Here is a 22,267-nt window from a genome sequence, read left to right on the forward strand (position 1 = left end):
AATAGAATGCGAAAAATAAGAACCAGGGAATTTATATAGAATTAAGGTATTTGTTGCAATGCTAAAAGCACAAGGGATTAGAATGTGAAACTTGAGAGGAGTACTTTAATATGATTACAGTTAACCGAGGATATATGTATGATCCAGGTGATAATGAGGTCTTAATTACCGAAATTTATTATGAGGCTGCTACAGATACTAAATTAGGAAGTAAAATGGATAGCTTATCTTACGCAGTTATTCCTAATGAAATTAAAGAAAAAATAGAAGCAGCTGCTTCATTATCCTATATGGAAAGCATTGAGATGTCTCAGCAATTAGCTGTCGTATATCAAAATGAAATTAACATGTATGGAAAACCTGGAAAATTGTACTTTGAGTTAAAGAATATATAAGAGGGAAAAAAGACATTGGACGAATTTGTTCAATGTCTTTTTTATTAATCTGCAGAGGAGCATATATAATGAATGTTGTAACTGAAATTGAAACGAGTCTTTGGACAATTTGTGTAGGGGATGTTTTTAGCAATGGCCGTATGCCGTACCATCTAAAAGTTGTAAAAATTGAAGTAGAAGATATTACGAAACCAGACGATGCGAAGATATATAGTATACCTGTTCAGCCTAAAAATCATAGAAGGCGTATGAAAGTAATGGATGTATCAGAAGATATTTCTTATCGAGCTTGGTATTATAATGAGTTTTGGAGCAAATAATATACTATGGATGAAAGAGTGTTACGGTTGTTTCACTCTTTTTTACTTGCATTCAAAATAAAGATAGTTTAATATACAGATATATTTATTGTTTAATTGATTCCGTTTATTCCCACACCTTTTTTGTGTTGTGGTTGAGTTGTAGAAGCAAGTTGCGTCTTGTTTCATTTTTGAAAGGGCTTCTTTGAGCCGATTAGTGTATATATAGCTTATTTTGCTATGCACATTATTAATCGACTTGAAGAAGCCCTTTTTGTGTTGTCTTCAAGTTTGGAGTTATTGTATAGCCAGCACTTTAGGCAATTATTTTATTAATTAGGGGGAAACATCATGAATTTAGTCATGGAAAAATCACAAGGGAAATTACAAAATGATGCTCATTTACATGAAATTATTGAAGAAATTAAAGCACTAGCTAATCCTTTATGGATCAGTTCTTTATCAATGCTGCAAGCGCACAATCAAAACTTCAATACGAAAGCTACGACATTTAAGGATATTACCGTTTCTGATTTAAGAGATTTGAAAGTAAGCTTACGTCTCATTTATGCAGCAAGGAATATCAGTCATGCAAGTAAAGAAGAGTTGAATCAGCGCTTATCCATTCTATCAGGAAAAAATATTACTTCCTATGAAGAGTGGTTGCTTCATGAAAACAGAGGAATTATATGTGAAATGATTGATGAATTTCGAAAGAACGAGTGGGTACACTCCAATTCAAAATAACAATCTCTTTCATAATAAAGTGTACAAAATAAAATGATGTAGGGGGATTATTATGACGAATATGATGGAAAGTTTACAAGCCGAATTTCCATTCGAACAATTAGGATGGAAAATTACACATGCATTCGAAAGTAACGGGCGTTTTTTCGCGTATGTAGCTCCATTTGTTGATGCTCGTGCCATACAGGACCGTTTTGACGAAGTCTTCGGTATCGATAGATGGGAAGTATCCTACAACAAATGGGGTGAGAATGCCACGAAGTGTACCATTTCAGTATTTTTGAATGAACGCTGGATATCAAAAGAGGATGGAAGTGAAGAATCTGACTATAGTTCTGTTAAAGGTGGCTTTTCGAATAGTTTAAAAAGAGCTGCTGTAATGTGGGGCGTGGGAAGATACCTTTACAATATAAAACCTAGTAAAGTAGAACTTTCTACCCATAGTAATGGTCCAAATAGTATCTATGTTTCTTATCAAAAGAAAGGGTATTATTTCACACCACCTACTATGCTACAACTAAAGAATAAACAAGGAAGTTCACAGAAGGAACAATCGAATGGCCAGCCAAGTCTAGGATTATTAATTCAAGACATGCAACAGCTAGTAAAGCCGTTAGGAATTACATCTAAAGATGTTTTGCTTGCCTATAATCACAATCATAATGCACAAGCTAGAACATTCGAAGATACAACGACTGGTGGATTAGAGGACATTATAACTCGTTTACAGTTGATTCATGAGGCGATAAATATTAACCATGGGAATGAAACACAGCTTAACCGCTGGTTATCTACCTATATATCTGGCGATATTACGTCTTTTAGAGAATGGTTACTTCATGATCATACTGAAGCCATTCATCAACTCATAGAACAGTTAAAAAAACAACAAAGTGCGTAAAGCTTTGTTTTATAGCAGGGAAACGAATGAACAGGATATGAGGTCTGTTCTTTTTTTATTACTTTTTTGGAGGGATTTATTATGAATTTTAATATTAACCGTACTTTATTTATCGAAAAATTAGAGAAAGCTAGTGCTACTGTAGACGTTAAAAACCCAATGCCGGCATTACAAGGTGTTTTATTAGAGTGTAGTCCAAAGGGAATGATTCTAATGGGTTCAGACGGTACAGAAACGGTAACATTAGTGACACGCTTTAACGTAAATAGTGGGGATTGTACTGAGCCGGGGAAGGTGCTTTTTGCAGCTGCTCCAGTTCTTAAAACGATTAAGAAATTCAAAAGTGAATTCATTGGTTTAGAACATAAAAACAATGAGCTAAAAATTGTAGAAAATGCGAAAAAGCAATTTAGCTTTTGTACCATGGATCACGAAGAATATCCTGAAATCAAAATTGAGGCAGGAGAAGACTGGCTAACGATGTCACAAGAACAATTTGCAAAAATCGCTAGTAGAACTTTACATGCTATTGCAGTATCAGATACACGAAAGATTTTAACGGGTTTAAATTTAAAATCCATGGAAGGTAGCCTTTCATGTACTGCTACTGATTCGTATCGTTTAGCGAGGTTACGTTTTGAACGTACGCATATTCCCGCCGCTAAAGATGGTGAAGTCATTTTACCAAGTAAATCCCTAAAAACGGCGTTAAAACTATTTAATAGAGAATCTAAATTAGAAATGAAATTGATTAGTGATACGCAACTTCTTATAAGAGGGGAGAGCATTATCTATCAATCTCGATTATTAGCCGGAATATATCCTGATACGTCAAGGATGATACCCGATTACTCCGATATCTATGTAACCGTAGAACGTAGCGAGTTACAAAATACATTAGAACAGCTGTCGGCATTCTCGACATTAGTTATGTTTACTTCAGAAGGAAAAAAATCTTTGAGGATTGAGCCGAAAAACTCACAAGTAGGAACTGCGAGTGTGGAAATTTCATGCAATCAAGAAGAGACATTTACATTTGCTTGTAATGTGGAATATCTGCTGCAAGCATTACAGACGATACCGTCTGAAGCAATCACGATAAAAATAATTAGTAACCAGAGACCTATTGTGATAGTGGGGGCAGATGACAAAACTAGCTCTAATCTGCAATTAATCCTACCGGTTCGTGTGTAAGGGGGCATCCAAATGAGTATGAATCACAGTGACTTCTTTGACTTATTACAGTCAAAAGAAGTCCTTCCTAATAATCAAGAACTTCGTCAATCCTTTGAATCGCTTATAAATGGATTTATTGCGAACGAAATGCCTGATTTAGAAAACATATCATTAGAACATATAGATGAATTTGAAAAGCAATTTGAGCAGCTACGACATTATGTCACGTTTTATAGTGGTAATTCATTTCGGATAAGTGGCCCAGATTGTGTATTAAAGGAAATGCTACATTTACATCTTTTCACTGAACAACTAGAAGATGTAGAAAAGCAGGGGCTAGAAGATGAGATATTTATTTAATCAGGGAAATGAGATGAAAGTATACATTCGGATGCTACGCATACAAAAATTAATTCGCAAATATAACATCCCATTCTTAATCAATATCAATGATTTTCACAGGGACAGGTTGCATATAACAAGTGAACTATTATTCGAGTCGCTTGCGCGTTTTAACGAGCAAACACGTATATTTTGTCACTTTGCCTTCGGAACTGAAGAAGACCTGTTAGATGGGACGTTATTTAGCTCAGAAGACATGTATTCGAATTTCGCTTCGGATATTAGTTCTATGGCTGCGGAAGGATGTTACTTCGACACAGCTGGTTACTATCTATGTATAGGATCGAAACATATAACACAATCCAATTTTCAATTAGTGTTACATGAATTTTCGTTTAACACCTATCAAAGTGAAGAGTATCCCAGTCATATTTTGATTGAATTTCTAGAGGATGGTTATGAACAGTACTCATTTGATGAATGGGTACTTTCTTATTATGAAATTATAATCCGTCTTGCGGCAATGATCCGAGAAAAGACGAAGGGGAACCAGGTATGAAATTATTATTTACATACAATCAGCAGAAAGTAAGAAAGTATCTACTTTCGTTAAAAATACAAAAGAATGATCACTTACTGCCTGAATTACTTGCAGATAAGAAACATCATGAAGAAATTTATATATTAGATTGCTTAGAGAACTATAGAAAAATAGACTTCAGCAAAATTTCAGAACGCTCCATTCATCATGTACTGGCTGCCGTTTCTTATGTAGAGGAAGACTCGAATTTTTCAATTGATTTAATTGATTCGAAAACTCTCCTTGAAATAATTATGATTGCGGAAAATTCTTTAGATACTGATCTTTCCTGCTTCTATACATCGCAACTGTATTTTATGGAAATCTTTATGCGTATGTATAGACTAGGAATTCCCGTATCTGCGTATTTCCCAACGTATTTAGAACGAGATAATTTCGAAGAATACGATTGTGAGGATTCATTTAAAAGCTGGGGTGATGATTTAATTCAGGATATGAAATTACGTCACGAAGAGGTAAATAACGACGATAAGAATGACCTGATTAAATATTCGAATCTATTTCATATTTCCATGGATGAATTAAAAGACATTGTCAAGAATTCATGGAGTTCCATTGGTGAGATATTTTCCAATATCAAGATAACGGATCAAAGTTTTTTTCATTCTATCCAAAGTCGTTTTGATATTCGTATGCTTTATCAAGCTGATGAGGAGAAACTTTTCCTTTTCTATGACGATGATACATACTTTCCAGCAATCAAACGAATTGAAATGATACTTTGTATCTTTGAAGAAATTCAAATGGTTAGTAAGAGGAATGTATAAATAAAGAACCCTTTAGAGGTGATATTGTAGTGCGAAAATTATTTGGTTTGGAAACGCATATGTCAGTTCCGTACTATTTACTATGGATTAAGTTAAATAAAACTTATAGCATCGTAGATCTGGAACAAATTAAACAGAGATACCAAGAGGAAATATATATATTAGAAAGTCTTTCTAAAGATATAGAGATAGATTTCAACAAAATATCTCATGAGGCAATTGGTAAAATCCTAACTTGTGTGGACTTTTTAGATGTAAACCAAACATTAAGTTGGGAGGACGTAGAATCTAAAGATACGATTGTTATCTTCTTACTTTCTATGAACCTGTTACACATAAATCTATCTTGCTTTTATCCGTGTCAATTTCATTACTTACATTACTTTAAAAGAATGCATTCGCTTTCGATTAATGTAACACAGTATTCTCCCGTGTACTTAGAACAAGAGAATATTTATGAATTAGACCATGAAGAAGGATTTGTGGAATTAGGGACGGACATGATCGAAGAAATGGGCTTAGAAGCTTTTCCTATTGAAGAGGAAGAAGAGTATGAAACGCTCTCTACACTATTCGACATACCATTAAAGGAAATACAGGAAGTAGCAGAGGTAACATGGGGTGCTATAGCTGAAACAATAGACGGCATATCACCAAAACATAAAGAAGATATTTTTAAAATACTAGATTGTTATCCAGTAAAGTATTCTTACCAAATTGATGAAGAATCACTTTATCTCTATTATGGCGATGAACCATTATACGGACCATATAAATTTGAGATGTTACTAGATTTAGTGGAAACAATTTATACACAGGGGGAACAAACACATGAAGACAGTAGCAATATTTGATGCTTTAGAGCCAAAAGGAATTGTAACCATTCAGCAATTTAACAACGAATTATCGCGTGGTGAGACTGCCGTTACTTTTAAAGACTTTTATTTAGCTTTAAAAGAAGTAATGGAGCAAGGTACACAAGATAATACTCATTACTCTAGTGGCGTACTCCCAAAAGGGTGTGTAAAACATGAGGTGTTATCTAAGAGTGGTGATAAGCAAGCTGTTTGGATTGAAGTACCAAAGGCTCAGTGGGATATTCAATTTTTTGAACGACCGTTTCAACAAGTGGGCTTTCCACGTCTGTTATTCCGTTATACGGTGTATCAAAAACGAGTTACGAATATCTCTGTCTTTGCTGTAAAAGAAGACATGGAGTTAGAAGAAGGAATGAAGTTATACCAATTTCCTTATTCTAATGTTCATGCTAGTGGATCTGTATGTACGGGTAGAGTTATGATTCCTAAATTCCGAACTTTAAAAGATTTAGAAACATTTCATGTTTTATTCTTTGCAAGTTCATTCAACCATGACCTTACAAACACTCATACGGAACCAGTAGGAGAGTTATTTAAACGATTTGAAAACCAAAGTTTTGATGATTTCATTCTAATAGAATCAGAAATGACTTTTTAAAAAATAGCAGGATTATATAAAAGCAAACATACTAGGAGGATTTTTAATATGACTAACTTATTCGATTTTTTTGATATGGAAAAACAAGTAGAGGAAACAACAGTACCAGTGAAAAAAGCTGCTTCAGAGCAAGCCACTGCTAAAAAAGAAGAGAAGAAGGAAAAAGCCAAAGATAAGACAAAGACAAGTAAGAAGCCTAAGGCTGCAAAAGCTACAGATTGTCTAGATAAAATCAATACAACAACGGTTGTTCGTCACGTAGTATTTGGTGATAAACCGTTAGTAGATTGGTTTACAGAAGAAGAAATTACACATGGAATCGCTGTTCAAAATGGAGATTCCACAGATGTAAGAAAAATAGAAGCAGAGGACATTCGCGTAAAATTAGAGCAACTTTATCCCTCATTTATTAAAGGCTTAACTGTCATTAAATTTGATGAGGATACAAATGCACTACTTCCGATTTTAACTGTCGGCGCAAAAGGAGCAAGTACTGTAGAGGGACAATCACTTTCAGATTGTCCTTTTTCTTTTCTTAGTACTTGGCGTGATCATTTTTTACCTGGGGATTTTATACCGAGAACTTTATTAATGGATTTTGTGATTATTGCACAAGCCATTTCTCGTAAATGTGATTGCGAATTGCATGCTGATATCTATTTCAATAAAGAGCGTGGTTATTTTATGGACTTTCCACACCAGCAGGTAGCAACTGAAATTGTAATTCCAGAAACGAATATAGAGATGCAGTCTATCGCTATGAAAGTTATGGAGATACACAGTCATCATCATTTCTCTGCTGAACCAAGTGATTTAGATGATCAAAGTGAACAGGCTCCTATTCTCTATGCAATAATCGGCAGAATAGAGGATGTTTTCCCTGAACTACGTGTACGCACTTGTATCGATGGGGAATTTCATTCTATTAACCCTAACTTTATATTTGCAGGAGAATATGCAACGAAAGGGATAAGCCAAAATTACGATTTAAGCGGGATTACACTTTTAAAATAAATACACAGGGGGGCGTAAAGGAGACATATTTTCATGTCTCCTTCTTTATTATGACAACATTAAAATCAATTCACGTATCGATGTTTACAAAGATAAAACATTGCATGTTACTTCTTACAAAGAGTGAACGAGTAGTAGAGGAAACACATCATGACTATGAGCTATTTCAATTTATGTGCAAGTTAGAGATGAATCACATATATGAAGCACTAGAAGGACAAGGGAATGATACCTATATTGATTTAAACGCGCATCAAGTATATGTACATACACTTATTGAGCAGGTGAATTCACTTCAATATGCTGTATCCATTGTGCAAGAGAAAGGAGTCGTTCATGCTGCATCGATACTATTGATGCATTCATTTGACTTGTATACCGTGCATAGGATTACAAATTTATCAATTCCATTTCTACGAAATTTAGAGAATACACAATTAAAAGAAAATTAGGGGGATATAAAAATGAGTATTGTTATTGATGTTGCAGAAGGAAAGAAGATTGTACCGCATATTGTATTAGTAGGTGCTGGAGGAAACGGAGGCTTAATTTTACAACATATTGCTCAAATGATGAGTATTTTCCAATTAGATGGAGAAATTGTAGTTGCAGATCCAGACATAATTGAAACCAAGAACCTTGGAAATCAACTCTTTATTCGACCTGATGTTGGTAAATACAAAGCGGAGGTACTTGCTCGTCGATATAAAGCTGGCTATAACGTTCCTATCTCTTCCTATACGTCACAGTACATAGAAGACACAGAAACAATGCAGCAGTTGTTTGGTAATAAATACGATTTATTAAAAAAACAACATAAAGACGACTATTTGTATCTGCCAATTGTGATTGGAGCAGTAGATAATATGTTTTCTCGTGAGGTCTTTCATCAATTCTTCCATCAATCGGATAATCTTATTTACATCGATGTAGGGAATACAGCTGTAACAGTTCCTGATAATTGGAGAGAAGTAGATAAAAGACATTGGACATCTCAACAAATAGCCGATTATAAAAGTAGTGGTTATAACGGTCAAGCAGTATGTGGGATTAAACTGAATGGCGAAATTATTCTCTCTCCGCTTGGAGACTTATTTCCAGATGCTTTTACGAAAAAGGAAATGGCTCCAAGTCAATTAAGTTGTTCCGAATTAGCTGCTTCAGAACCACAGCGCGTTATTACAAATAAGTTCGCTGCCATGACTGTTGCACAATTCGTAAACGAGCTCTTTGATGAAGGTACTGTATCGAATCACTACATCATTTTCCAAGCTCAAAAAGCTTTTATGAAGGCCGCACCAATTGGGGAGTAGTGGTATAGGAGGGACAATATGAGGCTGTATCAACTAGACAACACTCAATTACAACATACGTTAACACCGACAAACATGTGTAGTGGTGTTCTTCAATACTATCAATATAAGAATTATGCGGTTGTATCTGTACTTGATTTATCAAAGCATGATTCCGAAATGATACCCTTGCTTCTGGCTTGTTTAGCAGAGGCTTTGATTCATTTAAACCCGGACTCTTTTTTAGCTAAGGATGAATCCGACTTCTTATATTGGTGTAGAAAGAACTTCAAAGGATTTCATAGTATCTCTGATGATGGATTCTTACAAGACTTCAAGCAGGTATACGAATGTTATCAAGCATTACAGAACGTTGGAAAACAAGAGAGCGATATAAAAATAAATATGTAATAGCAGGGAGAAGAGGAACGCATGTATAATATAATCAAGCGTCAATATAATTCAATTATCCAAGAGGTGATTCGGATTAACGAAGAAGTACAAAGGGAACTGGACCTATTAGTACAAAAAATTCGTGAAACCGTGTCTTCAGTCCAAAAAATTATCCTTTTTGGCTCTCATGCCTATGGCACACCAAATGAAGACAGTGATTTTGATCTCTGTATTGTTGTGGAAGGTGTAGGAGCAAGAAAAAGGGAAGTCATTAATCGTATCAATTGGGGTATTTACGATGTAATGGAAACACCAGTTGATATTTTAGTGTATGGACCGGAAGAGTTTCAAGAACGTGCTAACCGCAATGTAACCATGGAGCATAAAATTGCACTAGAGGGGATGGTTCTATATGAGAAATACTGAGGATCTAAAAGAATGGCTCTTCATTGCAAAATCTGACTTAGATTCTGCTAGGTACTTAACTCACATGAAGCCTTTCCCTACTGCAATTATTTGTTATCATAGTCAACAATGTGTGGAGAAACTTCTAAAAGGATTTCTTGCACTAAACGGTAGAACAGTCCCTAAAACTCATAACCTTTTAATGCTGCACAAATCCTGTCATAGATTAGATGAGGAATTCTCATTGATTTTAGACCAATGCGTGCAGCTGAATGGTTATGCTACAGACATTCGTTATCCGTATTTTGAAGCACTTACTGTTCAAGATGGATTAGTGGCTATACAACATGCTCAAAAAGTACTGAGTTTTTATAATGAAAAGTTAAACAAGCTGAATATACATGAAATCACAGTTGATTAAAAATAGAGGATATACATAAGAGAGAGTGCCTAAAAGAGGGACTCTCTTTTTCTATCTAAAAAAGAGGAGGAATGCTCCATAGTAGGATGGAATAATACTTTGCTATGGAGCTAACAATATAATGATGGATATTTATAAAGAAATTAAAGAGGACATGAAAAAAGTCTATTTGTCTCGAGATTGTTGTTTCGTAGGTTACAGTGGTGGTAAAGATAGTTCTGCCATGTTGACATTACTATGGGATGCAATTGCCGAGCTGCCGCTAGAGGACCGTACAAAACCAATTCATATCTTAACTTCCGAAGTTGGGGTAGAAACACCTGCTATGACGGCTTATATCTCACGGACATTACAAAAGATCCAGGAGAATGCAGATGAGCAAAATCTACCGTTCATTGTTCATAGTGTACAACCATCAATGAAAGAATCATATTGGTATAAGGTGATAGGAAGAGGGGTTCTTCCGCCAAGTGGTAATAGTAGATTGAGATGGTGCACCGACTCCCTCAAGATCAAACCCATGCAGCGAAAGATGAAAGAAATCTTAATAGATTCTCAAACTACTAATGCAGTAGAATGTTTTGATGAATATGATGGTGTGCTTATGCTCGCCGTTCGCAATGAAGAAAGTGCACGTAGAAGGCATAGTATTCAAAAACACGAGATTAGTAACGATTCTCTATTTTCGCGTCATAATGACATGAAAAATATACTTTGCTTTAATCCAGTTAAATTCTTAACCGGTGATGAGGTATGGATGTTACTTTTAGATAGAGGATTATTGCCTTTTGGCGTAGATGTAGAAGAAATGAGCATACAGTATGGACAGGCTATGTTTGAATGTAGCATAAAAACAGGTGGAAAACAGCAAGGAAATGCTTGTGGAGCTGCAAATTCGCGTAGTGGATGTTGGACTTGTCTGATGATGAATGGTGAGGATAAAATGCTAACCCAGTTAATAAGTGAGGGGTATACAGATTATGCTTACCTACAATCATGGAAAAGCTTCTTACGTTCCATTAGAAACGATATTCGCTATCGGAATGTAATGAATAGACGCAGTCTGCAGACGCTCCTTAGAAGCGAAAACAAGCGTGATTCGGACCTGTTCTCCATACACAATCATATTGAATACGATTATATTATGTTTGATCGTACAGAAAAAGGAGACTATGCACCAGGAGGACTTACAGTAGAAGGTAGAAGAATGCTTTTAGAGTATCTACTTTATACGCAACAAAAGATGAATACGACTCTTATATCTGAAGAAGAGATCGAGGCAATACTACAAGCCTGGTATGAAACGGATGGAATTAGAGTATATCGTGATGAATTGGAGCCTATACACCACGTATTACTTGGTGAATTGGTATTCAAGCCCGATTGTACAATAAATGAGGAAAAAACGACGTCCCCATTCCCCATATTTTTTGTAGAAATAGATATTCATTTAGGGAAGCAGGATCTATTTCGTTGGATTAAAGAGCAGCAAAGAATTACGCGACAGAGCTTCTTCTTCTTTCCTTCAAATTATTCAAATGAAGCTGCAAAATTAACATGGAACAAGCTAACCTTTGTTGTATCTAGAGCAGATATAACAGAAGCAAGAGACGCTGAACGGATTGTGCGTCATTGGTTAGGGATGGATATGTACCATGGAAAGAGGGAAGAGCAGCATAAACAAATGCTTATTCAGCTCTTAATTCAATCCATGAAGAATGAACCACTTTTTAAAGAAGATGAAAAAGCTAGTACAAAACTTTTGTATGCTGCAGAGTTTACAAGCAGACTTTCTAGATTAATAGAAACAGAGGAGCTGCTATCTGAAGAGACCAACCATTACTTTGCAAAAATACTTAAAGAATTAGTAAATGAATCTTTTCCAATAGCTTAATAACTAAATAGACGATATATTTAAAGAAAGTACCGTTAAAATAGGTACTTTCTTTATTTCAAAAATAAAAGGATAAAACGTATCAGTTAATATAGAAAAAATATAGGGGATGATTAATTATGCGCCTATACATATTAGAAATTATTACAGCTCACAAAATAAGCTTTCTTAATGCGTCATCTACAGAAACGGCCATAGAAACATTTCAGGGAATATATAAGCAATATGCAGAACAAGTACCTTTTCATGTTAGAGAAGTACACCCAAGTGAAAAAATTATAATGGATAAAATGACCGGCGAAATACATTGTATAGGAGACAATAGCATTTTAAAGAAATGTTTAGAGAATCTTATGCACTTACATGCTCCGATTGATTGGGTTCCTTCGCTTGAACTTAATCAATCTGTAAAACCTAATCCGCTCTCGTTTACTATAGATGAAGCATGCCTAGTAAAAGGAAATCCTCAGTATAACGAGGTTGGGATTGATGTTTGGGAAAGTATTCTCCAGGTATCATTAAATGATCGTGGGGAGTTTTGGAATGCCCTAAAAAACTTTCTAAACATTGATGTACTGTCTGTATCCGAATTAGAAGGATTAATAAAAGTTAAGGAAAATAGGTGATAATAGTGCAATTCGAAGAACTTATGAAGTATATAGAAGAAAATAAAGAAGAACATTTTCAAGATATAATCTGCAAGAACGAACTTATGATTAAAAAGATAGATGAGAAAAAATAAGAAGTAAACAGAGAGAAACAAATTAATAAAAAGACGTGTTCTATAAATAGAATACGCCTTTTTATTTTCGTCTGGTTAATACATTTAAGGTAAGAACGCTGATGTATATAGTCTTATGCATTTTTAAAATTTATAATTAAACTTTATTCTAAAGCTACTTTTGGGTCACTGTAAATATTGATAATATCTTTTTAAAGATATCTTAGTTTTGAACCCCATCCCGCTTACCAATTTATCTTCTGATATCCCTTGCTTAATAAGACGAATAATGAATGTATTTCGCATTTGCTGCGCCGAGATACGTCTATTCAACCCCGCACGTTTTACTTCAAGTCGTATCATTTTTTGAACAGCGACCTCGGATAATGCCTTTGGTGCATCATTTTCATATACCCATCGATATGTTCCTCGATTAAAGTCAAATGCAATGAACAAAGGATTATTTGTATATTGTCGAGGTCTTACTGGCTCCGGAATCGTTTTATAATATTTATACATCTGTTTTGTATCCTCTTCCGTTAAAGAGATAATTCTAGCCATACCATTTTCTCCTGGAACAATTAAAGTGTTTCTAGCAAAGTGTATATGGCTCATATTAAGCGATATAAGCTCTTGCAAGGATAAACCATAGTTTACTATTAGAATTATTATACAAGCGTTTCTATCCATAATTAGAGGACGATATTTAGCTTGTCTTTCTGTTAACCCCTTTGTCGATAGTACAATTTGTTTTAAAAGCTTTTCTTCCTCTTCAGTAATAAAATCACTATCATTTAGCGATTGATCCGGAATTAAGGAAAGGTGAATACTATCTAATGGGCTAACTATCCCTAAAAACATGTGCAACTTCTTTAAAACCACCCATATTCTGTGCCTTGTTTTAGGGGAATATTTACGCTTATTTTCTAACTCAGAGAAATACGCCTCATAATCTTCTTCAGAAAGTTCACTCCATGATTTGATATGAAAAAGTATCTCATTTATTTCTAACCACTTAAAAAAATCCTTAATATCGTATGTATAACGTTGAATTGTAGATTGTTTTCGTCCTTTTTCTGTTAAATAAGCAGAAAATGCTTTTAATGTTTCTTCTAAACTTATTTTCTCGTTCATTATAATCACCTAATTTCTTTGGCTATATTATAACAGAAAGTAGGTGAAAGACCTGCTACCGCCCTCTGCTACGCACGGTTGCTGGCATATCAAAAACGCAAACGGACAAACAACCCTTTGCATTTTTGATATGTTGATTATTATTTACAAAGCCAAATGAATAAGGCTATCATAATACTCCAAAAAGGGAATACAAATAATAATCCCCAAAAAACCCCTTTAAAAAATCTAATTTCGTTATATTCATTCATTGCTATATTAGTTGTATTCTTTAGTACGACCATGTTTAGTCCTCCTATTATTAATTGATTATAAAATGAAAAAAGGACAAACCTCGTCCTGGTAGGGATACGTAGGTTTGTCCTTTTGTATGTGGGTAATGATATGTTTAATTAGCATTATTATAACTGAATTAATAAATATTTTCAATTAGGTCTGACATCTTATTAACAATTGTACTAGTAATAATAAAATCTATTATAAATATATATCTTATATATTAAAAAGAAATAAAGATAAGACTTTTATAGGTCATCAAAAATAGTGAAATGACTTACTCCCACAAGGCGAAATTTGATGTAAGAACGTAAAAAATCATAAATAGCAGAAAATGTATTCGTAGATTCAATGATTATTAGACTTTCAATTCTACAAAAAAGCAGAAAGAAAATTATATGTTTCTACACGAAATCGAAAAGAAAATGATACAAATCACTTTATATTTATTCAACCATGTAAATAGGGCTTATTTCCTTTATTTTGGTAAATGGAGCAGTATGTAGCGTCCAATTATCCACATTTTGTTCAGATAATGTAGCTATTTGTTAACATTACTCAGTATTTACACATAACTCACATTATTATTGATGATTTTTATTAGATATATTCAACGACACTAGTATTCTCAAGGATATTGGGAAAATATTATTCACATTTGAACATATTTATCCTCATATCCACTATTTTTATAAATATCTTTCTGATTTTTTGTAGATATAAAATCGGATGTTTTACTACACGTGAATAATATTCAATGTGTAATGTGGAGATTCTTCTATAGGTAGAAGATGATTTGTATAGAAATGTATAAAAAAAGACTCCATTTTACATGAAGTTTTTCTGATTTGGTATTTATAAATAGAGTAGTAGAAAAGGGATGTTAATGAAACAAACACGAATAGCCCTCCACTTTCGATTTTTTCAAAAATAGAGAGCTCGTTGCTATTATTTTATTTCCATTGCGGTTAGCACCTGATCTGGAGCTGTTATTGTTACACCAGCACGTACTAAACGTTCGAATGTACGCATAAACTCTAGTAAATTAAACTGTTTTGGTAGCTCAATAACACGAAGTTTTTCTTGTGGCAGCTTATCAATTGCCTCGATAAACCATTCACGTACATCACTTGGAATCGTGCGTTCTTTATGGCCACGAACTTTTAATTTTTCACGCATTTCAATTTCTAAAGCGATATATGCATGGAGATTCACTCCCTGATCATATGCATATTTTCTAAATAACGTTTCTTCCTGGTATTTTAGATAATTACGGTGATAAGACTCTTCCGTCACTGGTACCGCAAACTTCTGCTTCAGTAGTGCATGCACATTTTTAAACATCTTCTTAATGTTGCGAAGAGAGTACATGGAATAATGTAGACCAAAATTAAAGACAGCTTGTTCACGGTCACTATTTCTCTCTTTTGGTACATGTTGCGCAATAAGAGGGTAGATGCCTTCTTTCGCCGCAGTATCAAGAATTTGATATTGAGATGTTTGATGCAATATTTTTTTCAATGTATATACAATTTTCGTTGGATATCCTTCTTTTCGATCAACCATGTCACGAAGCCCACGAATTACACTGCGAATTTGACGATGACAAGTATGCTTTAAGACATGAATGAACTTATTCATGTCTGAAGACAGTTCACCGATATTCATTTCTTGTAGAACTGATTCGATGAATTTTGCTTTACGAGCATAGGTAGCTTTTGGTGTAAATGGATCCCTGTGTTGTTCTTCTCCAGATTCTTTCGTACATAAGAAGTCCGAATGGATAGAGAGATATAATGTTGTATATCGTTTGGTATGCTTTACACCTTTTTGCATTTTACAAATTTTGAATAGGGCATTACCCGTACATGGTAATGCAGTAGTTAATTCTTCGATAACCGCACGGATCTGGTGCGGATATTTTTTATGTAAGAAACGATACATCCCGCCAAAGTGAGTTTTGTTTCCTCTTTCGTCCTGCTTGTCCAAAGAGCGCTTTAAAGTTGTTTCTGTATGTTGTTGCATAGCGATATCTAAGAATAGCTTCTTAGCTGCTACAGATAGCTTAAAGAAATCCTTTGTAAATACAACAGGACTAATATATACGTATGGATTTGCTTTTTCTGTTTCTTCATTCATAAAATGAGTGAGTTTGATTGTATATCGACCATCTACGCCATTTTCGATAGTGATTATGTTATGTATGCTTAATTTCTTTAGAGCGATATAGAATTGTGAGTGCTGAATAAAAGCAAATTCTTCTTTGTATTGCTTGTAATCTTCCCACATCATATGTATTGTTACATTTGGAATGATACCATTGGTATAACATTTCTTATGTAGATATAAGAACACTTCAAGATCTGCATTCGTAATGCCATATAACTTATGCTTTCTTCCTGTTTTCTCTGCAAGTGCAGACATTGCGCGACGTGAAAAAGATGGTTTGGCTTGTTCGACAAAACCTTCTACATCCGCAATACGTTCTTCGTATGTCATGTGCTGCAGAATATCTTCTAAATATGTATCTTTATAGCTGTAGTATTTCTCTTCAAATGTTTCCACAAACTTTTGCCAAGATTTTAGTGTTACTAAAACTGCATTTGTCGTTTCTCCATTTAAGCTACGCTGATTTCGTATAATAAATGATTTCCCCATCTTTCTCACCTCCGTTCTGCAAAATTCTGAAATATATGCCAAAAGACTATAAAATATTCCAATTCTGATTATAGCAAAACGAATTTTGTAAAAATGTGCCCTTTAAGAGAGAATTTTAAAAAAAGCAACACCTTATGAGCCTTAGAGCCTCAAGGGATTAAAAAAAAGTTTGAATTTTTTTTTGGTACGCGACTTGGGAAGGGTTGTTGCTCTTTTTTTGTATGATGCTACTTTTCGAGGAAAAAGAAAATCCTTTAATATCAATACTTTATAGGCATTCAAATAAACTTTAGGTACTCAACTTGGGAAAGATGTTGCTTCTTTTTCGGGAAAATGGGTACGCGACTTGGGAAAGAATTTTTATGTAATATATAGTTTGATTTTTATTGAATATCCTAAATCACTTGATATAACAGCGTTTGTAACTGATTTCGTTAGCAAGATAGGTACGCGACTTGGGAAAAATGTTGCTTCTTTTTAACATGAAATTAAATAATTTAAATATTAGGTGTTGCTTGTTGCGAGAAATAAGTACGCAACACGGGAAGAATGTTGCTTATTTTAGTGAAAGAGTACGTGAGTTGGGAAAGGTGTTGCTTGTTTTGTACTAAAAGTACGCAAGATGGGAAAGATGTTGCATGTTTTACAGGAAGAGTACGCAAGGTGGGAAAGATGTTGCATGTTTCACAGGAAGGGTACGCAGGATGGGAAAGATGTTGCATATTAACAGGAAGAGTACGCAAGATGGGAAAGATGTTGCATGTTAACAGGAAGAGTACGCAACGCGGGAAAGATGTTGCATGTTTTACAGGAAGAGTACGCAAGATGGGAAAGATGTTGCATGTTTTACAGGAAGGGTACGCAAGATGAGAAAGGTGTTGCAAGTTATAAAGTAAGGGTACGCAAGATGGGAAAGATGTTGCAACACAAACATCTGCGTACTTCCACTCACTCCTAAACGCTTATACACTTCATTAGCGGTATATACAATCTCAGTATCTGACATAGTACCATGACACCTCCTATAAGGGAATTATACCTTTCATAATCAATCGCCGAAGCTCGTACTGTCTTTGCTATCTTTTGGCGAAATAAGAATGCAGCACTTAAAGGGATTAATGGCCAAATCCCAATCCTAGATAACCAACAGTTATAACATAGCGCTATAGCTTAGCATATATAATGCTTCTTCTATTTCATATATTAATGAAATAAAACATCTTAGGAAATCTCATGAAAGCGAGTCACAGACCCTAGTACCAATTCCTCCCATCCCTAATGGGGGTGTTATCGCGCCGTAGCGGCCTTCATTGGTACTAAGGTCTATGAAAAAACTAGAAAACTATCTATCAATTTTACATGTTTAGAAATTGATGAGTTTATGTACAAAAATGAAAACATAAGGTAAACATTGATTTTTTCGTCCGAGGCCTAGGGGAAAATCAAGTTGAAAAAGGATTAACAAAAGTGTAAAATTACACTAAATAATACATAAGTTACTTTTTGGGAGGAAAAAAGATGAATAAGGAGCTTATAATCGAACTCATTTCAACGAAAATAAAGTTAATTCGTACTGAAAAGGGGTATACGCAAGATAAAATGGCTGAAGTTCTCGGCATTTCAAAGAAAACACTCGTTCAAATCGAAAAGGGGAGATCTAATGCAGGCTGGACCAATACCGTGGCTATTTGTGCATTATTTAGGGGGAGTGAGGTTTTACAGTCCACTTTGGGAGATGATCCATTAGTAGTAATCGAAACAATGGCTCACAAAAGTATTAACAACTCCAAAGAAAAAACATTGGGAGGAAAATTATGGTGGAAAAAAATTCAAGAAAAAGAGGACTTTCGCTTACAGCAAAATCTGATTAGTCAGCATTATCGTATTTTAGACGAACATGATTACCGTTGGTTTAGTTCGTTTGATAGAGAAGAAGCGCTAGATCAACTATTTAAATTAACGATAAATTCGGAAAAATAAATAATTTCTCAGAGCTAAAAAGAGGGGGAATACATAAATGAAAAATATTTTACTAATGTTGTTGACCCTGACCTTATTATTAGGATGTGCTTATTTTATCCCCAATACTATATCGACGGGATGACGGTTATTTTAAGCCTTTTTCAGCTTCTTAACTATTGGTAGTTGTGTTTTGTTGAATTTGATTCCTCAGTTCCTTTCTCTATATATAAATAGAGTTAAAATAAAACTTATCAACTTGAAGGAGATTATATATGTACATCTTGAGCTTACTTTATATTTTATTTACGCCTATTCTTTGTTCATGCGGTTTTTTTGGTGGGATTTTTTTAATAATTACAGGGGTTAAATATCGTAAATTACTCGCGAGTGTAATGGGATTACTTAGCCTTTCCTTTATCGTTCTACCTTATGTTGATTGGGGTCTGGGGATTGGTGGAGATATAATTCCTCCTATTCCACCCCTGCTATACTGGACTCTATTCTCTTTAACTGGGTTGTTAGCAGCATTTAATGGTCTACAAGCAAAAATTAAAAGCATACGCAATATGGGATTTATTATTTTTACTACTGGAATATTAGGGACTTTTTTCTATTATTTAATGTCTGTACAAGATTCATTTTATATCTAATAGTTATTTTGGTTGCGAAAACTCAATCAGTGTTTTTCAGTCTATAAAACTATATTATTAATAAGTAAAGGAATCTATTTATAATGAACCTATTAAAACAGATGTTAAAAAGTTATACATTTTTATCTTTAGCAATCGGTTTATTACTTTGTTATTTTCGCATTAGTGGACTAGACCCTCAAGGACTCGTTTTTTTCGTTTTCGGATTGGACCATATATTAAATAATTTAATATATGCTGAACCCTTTAGGGATATGGTGTTTAACAATCATATATACGCATTTCGTATATTGACAGCTCTCATATATGGTATTTTCTTTGATTGTCTAAGATATTTGATACAAAGGTATTTAACACCAAAGTATGCAGTATTTTTTAAATATTTAAAATTCAGTGTTTTGATACTCGTGTTAATTAGTATACTAGTACTCGTGTTGATTGGTATACTCGTCAATTTGTCTCTCCCAATCATTGATGTTGGCTTATAATAATTTACAATAGAGACACAATTAGTATCTTAATAAAAATAGAACAGCACAACGCAATGCTGTTCTATTTTTCATTTTAACAATAATGCACTAAAAATCCCCAAACCATCCATGCTATCTATCCCGAAAGGTACACCATAATGCAAATGTGTTACGTGTTTTGCAACAAGGTATACAATTCAGAAAAAACATTATATTTCAAAAAAACAGGCAAATGACTGGTGATTTTTACATACTTTTGAAACTCTATTTAGAAAGGTATAAATGATTAGCAGCAATTGATATAATTGTATTAGAAGCAATTAGGAGGATTATTAGTGGAAAAGTTAAAAGTACTATTTCAAAACACTTTATATATAGCGTACCCTCTATTTACTGGAGTTGAGGGAAGTGAAAGAGTTTTAAATAAATGGCAACACTTCTATCAAGATGTAGAAAGAGATCTACAGAGGATTTACAACTCAACTTATTCGTCACAGACTTTCGAAAGATTAGTGAAATGGGTTTCTAAAAAGGAAGCTTTAGGATTATCTGCGATAGACATCCTTCCCAAATTAGATAATTATAAGGAAGAAATTTTTGAATGTCTAAAAGACGATTTATATATGGAATTTGGAATTAAACTGCCTGTTTTCGCAAAAGAATTACCTTTAGATTCAGAGGCTAAGAGTGATTATATAGAACGAAGTAATGCAGGATTTATGTACCATTTATCAGACACCATTGCTAAGAATAAGTTTACAGATGACCAAGATAAGAATGTTCGTATTGCTCAGTTGCAGGATAAACAAAATAGTCTAGTGGTAGTATCTGCACATGATGATGGTGATATGAAATTACAAAGAAAAGAGCTAAAAAGATGGAATACGCTAATTGATTCTACTTTTTTAACTCGAGTAATGGATGATTTGACGGCGGATTGCCTCGATATTGTAACGGAACTATGGGTAAAGAGTGCGGAAAATGATAAGACTATTGTGCCTGTACATTATGAGCAGATATTAGAGATGTGTAATATGAAGCAAATCAAGAACGGTAAAGCTTATTATCGAAAAGAGGACAGATTAAAGATTATGGAGCGTTTAGCTGCCCTTGCCAGCATTTTTATTTATGTAAATGAAGATAATGAGATTGTGATATTAAATGAAGAGGATCCAAATGAAACCTTAGCTTATAAAAAGCAAAGAATTAGAAGGCTATTTGTAATGGACGAAATTATCATTGCAAAAGATATTGATACGGATAGAACATTAGGAATAGAGAGTATGAACGTTACACCAGGTAGTTTTTTATCGAAATATCTATATGGTTCTGAAAAACTAACAGGTTTATTATCTAAGAAAGCACTAGAGTATAACAGTAAGCAGCAGAGATATCATAAAAGGCTGACAAGATACTTTAGCTGGCGCTGGCGCATTCAACAATCATATCAACATCTAACTCATTCATATAGTATTGGTGGTCCCAAAGGGCTATTACAAGTTATGGAGATAAGTATGAATAGAAAACCAAGTCTCATAAGACAAGTTTTTGAAAAGACGTTAGATGACCTAATGAGGGATCAAGTGATTCAAGAGTGGAAATACTCTCCTGAAATTGATGAAGAGAAATGTAAGGGGAAAAACTGGTTTGAAAACTATTGGTTAAAATTGAAAGTAAGTATTTCTCCTACAAATGAACTTGTTAAACTACAACAGGAGTTGATTACTAAGAAAAGTAAGCAGCGGGTCCCATTAGTCATCGAGATGGAAGAAAAGCCGCCAGTAATTGAAGAGAAGCAAATTAGTATTTTAAATCAAGAGACTCCTAATAGCATCGAGTTTTATATTGAAAAGATGAATACGTATAAAGAAAAGAATAATAAAAGTATACGTGAGTTAGCGAAAGAAATTGATATTTCGTATTCAACGCTTTCTAGGATGTTATCCGGTAAAAGGAAACGATTAAATGATGATACAAAGAATAAGCTTGATAAGTGGATAGAGAGACAAGAGGTAGTTAATTTATTGTAAATTATGACTTAATATATATAGGCTATTGTCGAACATATTGGTGTAAAAGAATCAATTGATTTAGAAAGCTCTTTAATTTTTTAGGTGCGAACGTATAGTACACATGAAATTCCTAGTACATTCGCACCTGGAATTCTCATAATTTATGATTGGAATTTATGATTTTTATACAAATTACTTTATAAAATAAAAATATTTGTATACTTTTGAATAGAATTACCGTATTTGTGTGTGATTTTGAAC

25 protein-coding genes are annotated in these 22,267 nt (G+C 34.1%); 22 read left to right on the plus strand and 3 right to left on the minus strand.

All coding sequences use genetic code 11. The annotated features are described in order from the left end of the window. The first annotated feature begins 110 nt into the window (after window positions 1–110). The 18 genes from DN408_RS12695 to DN408_RS12785 all read left to right on the plus strand — a co-directional run bounded on the left by DN408_RS12695 (window position 111) and on the right by DN408_RS12785 (window position 12,749). A complete protein-coding gene (locus tag DN408_RS12695) occupies window positions 111–395 on the plus strand; it encodes a hypothetical protein (protein WP_147740139.1) in 285 nt (94 codons plus the stop codon). Window positions 396–463: 68 nt separating this feature from the next. Continuing rightward, the gene (locus DN408_RS12700; protein ID WP_002166839.1) at window positions 464–715 is read left to right on the plus strand and encodes a hypothetical protein; all 252 of its coding nucleotides are present in this window, start codon (window positions 464–466) and stop codon (window positions 713–715) included. 330 nt (window positions 716–1,045) lie between these two features. After that, window positions 1,046–1,441, plus strand: coding sequence for a hypothetical protein (locus DN408_RS12710; protein ID WP_147740140.1), 396 nt, complete (start codon window positions 1,046–1,048; stop codon window positions 1,439–1,441). A 52-nt stretch (window positions 1,442–1,493) separates the two neighbouring features. Further along, window positions 1,494–2,342, plus strand: a complete 849-nt coding sequence (locus DN408_RS12715; protein WP_147740141.1) for a Rad52/Rad22 family DNA repair protein — start codon at window positions 1,494–1,496, stop codon at window positions 2,340–2,342. A gap of 81 nt (window positions 2,343–2,423) precedes the next feature. Further along, entirely contained in the window at window positions 2,424–3,536 is a 1,113-nt protein-coding gene (dnaN, locus tag DN408_RS12720) for a DNA polymerase III subunit beta (RefSeq protein ID WP_147740142.1), read from the plus strand. A 12-nt stretch (window positions 3,537–3,548) separates the two neighbouring features. Further along, a complete protein-coding gene (locus tag DN408_RS12725; RefSeq protein ID WP_002139760.1) occupies window positions 3,549–3,878 on the plus strand; it encodes a hypothetical protein in 330 nt (109 codons plus the stop codon). Beyond that, window positions 3,862–4,419 (plus strand): hypothetical protein, encoded by a 558-nt coding sequence (locus tag DN408_RS12730; protein ID WP_147740143.1) that lies wholly within the window; start codon window positions 3,862–3,864, stop codon window positions 4,417–4,419. The genes DN408_RS12725 and DN408_RS12730 overlap by 17 nt, the downstream gene beginning before the upstream one ends. Then, the gene (locus DN408_RS12735) at window positions 4,416–5,228 is read left to right on the plus strand and encodes a hypothetical protein (protein ID WP_147740144.1); all 813 of its coding nucleotides are present in this window, start codon (window positions 4,416–4,418) and stop codon (window positions 5,226–5,228) included. The genes DN408_RS12730 and DN408_RS12735 overlap by 4 nt, the downstream gene beginning before the upstream one ends. Window positions 5,229–5,257: 29 nt before the next feature. Then, window positions 5,258–6,082 carry a hypothetical protein gene (locus tag DN408_RS12740; protein WP_147740145.1) on the plus strand — a complete coding sequence of 275 codons (825 nt, stop codon included), beginning with the start codon at window positions 5,258–5,260 and terminating at the stop codon, window positions 6,080–6,082. Next, window positions 6,060–6,704, plus strand: coding sequence for a hypothetical protein (locus DN408_RS12745; protein WP_147740146.1), 645 nt, complete (start codon window positions 6,060–6,062; stop codon window positions 6,702–6,704). The genes DN408_RS12740 and DN408_RS12745 overlap by 23 nt, the downstream gene beginning before the upstream one ends. Window positions 6,705–6,752: 48 nt before the next feature. Further along, a complete protein-coding gene (locus tag DN408_RS12750; protein WP_147740147.1) occupies window positions 6,753–7,718 on the plus strand; it encodes an MPN domain-containing protein in 966 nt (321 codons plus the stop codon). A gap of 50 nt (window positions 7,719–7,768) precedes the next feature. Then, window positions 7,769–8,170, plus strand: coding sequence for a hypothetical protein (locus DN408_RS12755; protein ID WP_002169952.1), 402 nt, complete (start codon window positions 7,769–7,771; stop codon window positions 8,168–8,170). A gap of 12 nt (window positions 8,171–8,182) precedes the next feature. Continuing rightward, a complete protein-coding gene (locus DN408_RS12760; RefSeq protein ID WP_147740148.1) occupies window positions 8,183–9,031 on the plus strand; it encodes a ThiF family adenylyltransferase in 849 nt (282 codons plus the stop codon). 18 nt (window positions 9,032–9,049) lie between these two features. Next, entirely contained in the window at window positions 9,050–9,421 is a 372-nt protein-coding gene (locus DN408_RS12765; protein ID WP_002139772.1) for a hypothetical protein, read from the plus strand. Window positions 9,422–9,442: 21 nt separating this feature from the next. Beyond that, window positions 9,443–9,829 (plus strand): nucleotidyltransferase domain-containing protein, encoded by a 387-nt coding sequence (locus tag DN408_RS12770; protein ID WP_002139773.1) that lies wholly within the window; start codon window positions 9,443–9,445, stop codon window positions 9,827–9,829. Continuing rightward, window positions 9,816–10,229 carry a HEPN domain-containing protein gene (locus tag DN408_RS12775; protein WP_147740149.1) on the plus strand — a complete coding sequence of 138 codons (414 nt, stop codon included), beginning with the start codon at window positions 9,816–9,818 and terminating at the stop codon, window positions 10,227–10,229. Before DN408_RS12770 ends, DN408_RS12775 begins: the two co-directional genes overlap by 14 nt. A gap of 121 nt (window positions 10,230–10,350) precedes the next feature. Continuing rightward, window positions 10,351–12,123, plus strand: a complete 1,773-nt coding sequence (locus DN408_RS12780) for a phosphoadenosine phosphosulfate reductase domain-containing protein (protein WP_147740150.1) — start codon at window positions 10,351–10,353, stop codon at window positions 12,121–12,123. 119 nt (window positions 12,124–12,242) lie between these two features. Next, window positions 12,243–12,749 (plus strand): hypothetical protein, encoded by a 507-nt coding sequence (locus DN408_RS12785; protein ID WP_147740151.1) that lies wholly within the window; start codon window positions 12,243–12,245, stop codon window positions 12,747–12,749. Window positions 12,750–13,030: 281 nt separating this feature from the next. Here DN408_RS12785 and DN408_RS12790 read toward each other — a convergent pair whose 3' ends face one another. The 3 genes from DN408_RS12790 to DN408_RS12795 form a co-directional block, all read right to left on the minus strand. Continuing rightward, the gene (locus DN408_RS12790) at window positions 13,031–13,978 is read right to left on the minus strand and encodes a tyrosine-type recombinase/integrase (RefSeq protein WP_147740152.1); all 948 of its coding nucleotides are present in this window, start codon (window positions 13,976–13,978) and stop codon (window positions 13,031–13,033) included. A 140-nt stretch (window positions 13,979–14,118) separates the two neighbouring features. Then, entirely contained in the window at window positions 14,119–14,262 is a 144-nt protein-coding gene (locus DN408_RS31385; protein WP_179957895.1) for a hypothetical protein, read from the minus strand. 940 nt (window positions 14,263–15,202) lie between these two features. Next, window positions 15,203–16,912: a hypothetical protein gene (locus DN408_RS12795; protein WP_147740153.1), complete on the minus strand. Its 1,710-nt coding sequence runs from the start codon at window positions 16,910–16,912 to the stop codon at window positions 15,203–15,205. A 675-nt stretch (window positions 16,913–17,587) separates the two neighbouring features. On the opposite strand from DN408_RS12795, the gene DN408_RS12800 reads away from it, so the two are divergent. The 4 genes from DN408_RS12800 to DN408_RS12825 all read left to right on the plus strand — a co-directional run bounded on the left by DN408_RS12800 (window position 17,588) and on the right by DN408_RS12825 (window position 22,024). After that, window positions 17,588–17,782: a hypothetical protein gene (locus DN408_RS12800; RefSeq protein WP_218943193.1), complete on the plus strand. Its 195-nt coding sequence runs from the start codon at window positions 17,588–17,590 to the stop codon at window positions 17,780–17,782. A gap of 648 nt (window positions 17,783–18,430) precedes the next feature. After that, entirely contained in the window at window positions 18,431–18,892 is a 462-nt protein-coding gene (locus tag DN408_RS12810) for a helix-turn-helix transcriptional regulator (RefSeq protein ID WP_147740155.1), read from the plus strand. 254 nt (window positions 18,893–19,146) lie between these two features. Then, window positions 19,147–19,524 (plus strand): hypothetical protein, encoded by a 378-nt coding sequence (locus tag DN408_RS12815; protein ID WP_002166862.1) that lies wholly within the window; start codon window positions 19,147–19,149, stop codon window positions 19,522–19,524. Window positions 19,525–20,329: 805 nt separating this feature from the next. Further along, window positions 20,330–22,024 carry a helix-turn-helix domain-containing protein gene (locus DN408_RS12825; protein WP_137058317.1) on the plus strand — a complete coding sequence of 565 codons (1,695 nt, stop codon included), beginning with the start codon at window positions 20,330–20,332 and terminating at the stop codon, window positions 22,022–22,024. Window positions 22,025–22,267: the final 243 nt, after the last annotated feature.

The organism is Bacillus sp. AR13-1 (assembly GCF_008042285.1).
Lineage (GTDB): Bacteria > Bacillota > Bacilli > Bacillales > Bacillaceae_G > Bacillus_A > Bacillus_A mycoides.

What these genes read in the sequence shown, in the direction of transcription:
- DN408_RS12695 (WP_147740139.1), top strand. Translation starts at nt 111, where the DNA reads ATGATTACAGTTAACCGAGGATATATGTATGATCCAGGTGATAATGAG.
- DN408_RS12700 (WP_002166839.1), top strand. Translation starts at nt 464, where the DNA reads ATGAATGTTGTAACTGAAATTGAAACGAGTCTTTGGACAATTTGTGTA.
- DN408_RS12710 (WP_147740140.1), top strand. Translation starts at nt 1,046, where the DNA reads ATGAATTTAGTCATGGAAAAATCACAAGGGAAATTACAAAATGATGCT.
- DN408_RS12715 (WP_147740141.1), top strand. Translation starts at nt 1,494, where the DNA reads ATGACGAATATGATGGAAAGTTTACAAGCCGAATTTCCATTCGAACAA.
- dnaN (WP_147740142.1), top strand. Translation starts at nt 2,424, where the DNA reads ATGAATTTTAATATTAACCGTACTTTATTTATCGAAAAATTAGAGAAA.
- DN408_RS12725 (WP_002139760.1), top strand. Translation starts at nt 3,549, where the DNA reads ATGAGTATGAATCACAGTGACTTCTTTGACTTATTACAGTCAAAAGAA.
- DN408_RS12730 (WP_147740143.1), top strand. Translation starts at nt 3,862, where the DNA reads ATGAGATATTTATTTAATCAGGGAAATGAGATGAAAGTATACATTCGG.
- DN408_RS12735 (WP_147740144.1), top strand. Translation starts at nt 4,416, where the DNA reads ATGAAATTATTATTTACATACAATCAGCAGAAAGTAAGAAAGTATCTA.
- DN408_RS12745 (WP_147740146.1), top strand. Translation starts at nt 6,060, where the DNA reads ATGAAGACAGTAGCAATATTTGATGCTTTAGAGCCAAAAGGAATTGTA.
- DN408_RS12750 (WP_147740147.1), top strand. Translation starts at nt 6,753, where the DNA reads ATGACTAACTTATTCGATTTTTTTGATATGGAAAAACAAGTAGAGGAA.
- DN408_RS12755 (WP_002169952.1), top strand. Translation starts at nt 7,769, where the DNA reads ATGACAACATTAAAATCAATTCACGTATCGATGTTTACAAAGATAAAA.
- DN408_RS12760 (WP_147740148.1), top strand. Translation starts at nt 8,183, where the DNA reads ATGAGTATTGTTATTGATGTTGCAGAAGGAAAGAAGATTGTACCGCAT.
- DN408_RS12765 (WP_002139772.1), top strand. Translation starts at nt 9,050, where the DNA reads ATGAGGCTGTATCAACTAGACAACACTCAATTACAACATACGTTAACA.
- DN408_RS12770 (WP_002139773.1), top strand. Translation starts at nt 9,443, where the DNA reads ATGTATAATATAATCAAGCGTCAATATAATTCAATTATCCAAGAGGTG.
- DN408_RS12775 (WP_147740149.1), top strand. Translation starts at nt 9,816, where the DNA reads ATGAGAAATACTGAGGATCTAAAAGAATGGCTCTTCATTGCAAAATCT.
- DN408_RS12780 (WP_147740150.1), top strand. Translation starts at nt 10,351, where the DNA reads ATGATGGATATTTATAAAGAAATTAAAGAGGACATGAAAAAAGTCTAT.
- DN408_RS12785 (WP_147740151.1), top strand. Translation starts at nt 12,243, where the DNA reads ATGCGCCTATACATATTAGAAATTATTACAGCTCACAAAATAAGCTTT.
- DN408_RS12790 (WP_147740152.1), bottom strand. Translation starts at nt 13,978, where the DNA reads ATGAACGAGAAAATAAGTTTAGAAGAAACATTAAAAGCATTTTCTGCT.
- DN408_RS31385 (WP_179957895.1), bottom strand. Translation starts at nt 14,262, where the DNA reads ATGGTCGTACTAAAGAATACAACTAATATAGCAATGAATGAATATAAC.
- DN408_RS12795 (WP_147740153.1), bottom strand. Translation starts at nt 16,912, where the DNA reads ATGGGGAAATCATTTATTATACGAAATCAGCGTAGCTTAAATGGAGAA.
- DN408_RS12810 (WP_147740155.1), top strand. Translation starts at nt 18,431, where the DNA reads ATGAATAAGGAGCTTATAATCGAACTCATTTCAACGAAAATAAAGTTA.
- DN408_RS12815 (WP_002166862.1), top strand. Translation starts at nt 19,147, where the DNA reads ATGTACATCTTGAGCTTACTTTATATTTTATTTACGCCTATTCTTTGT.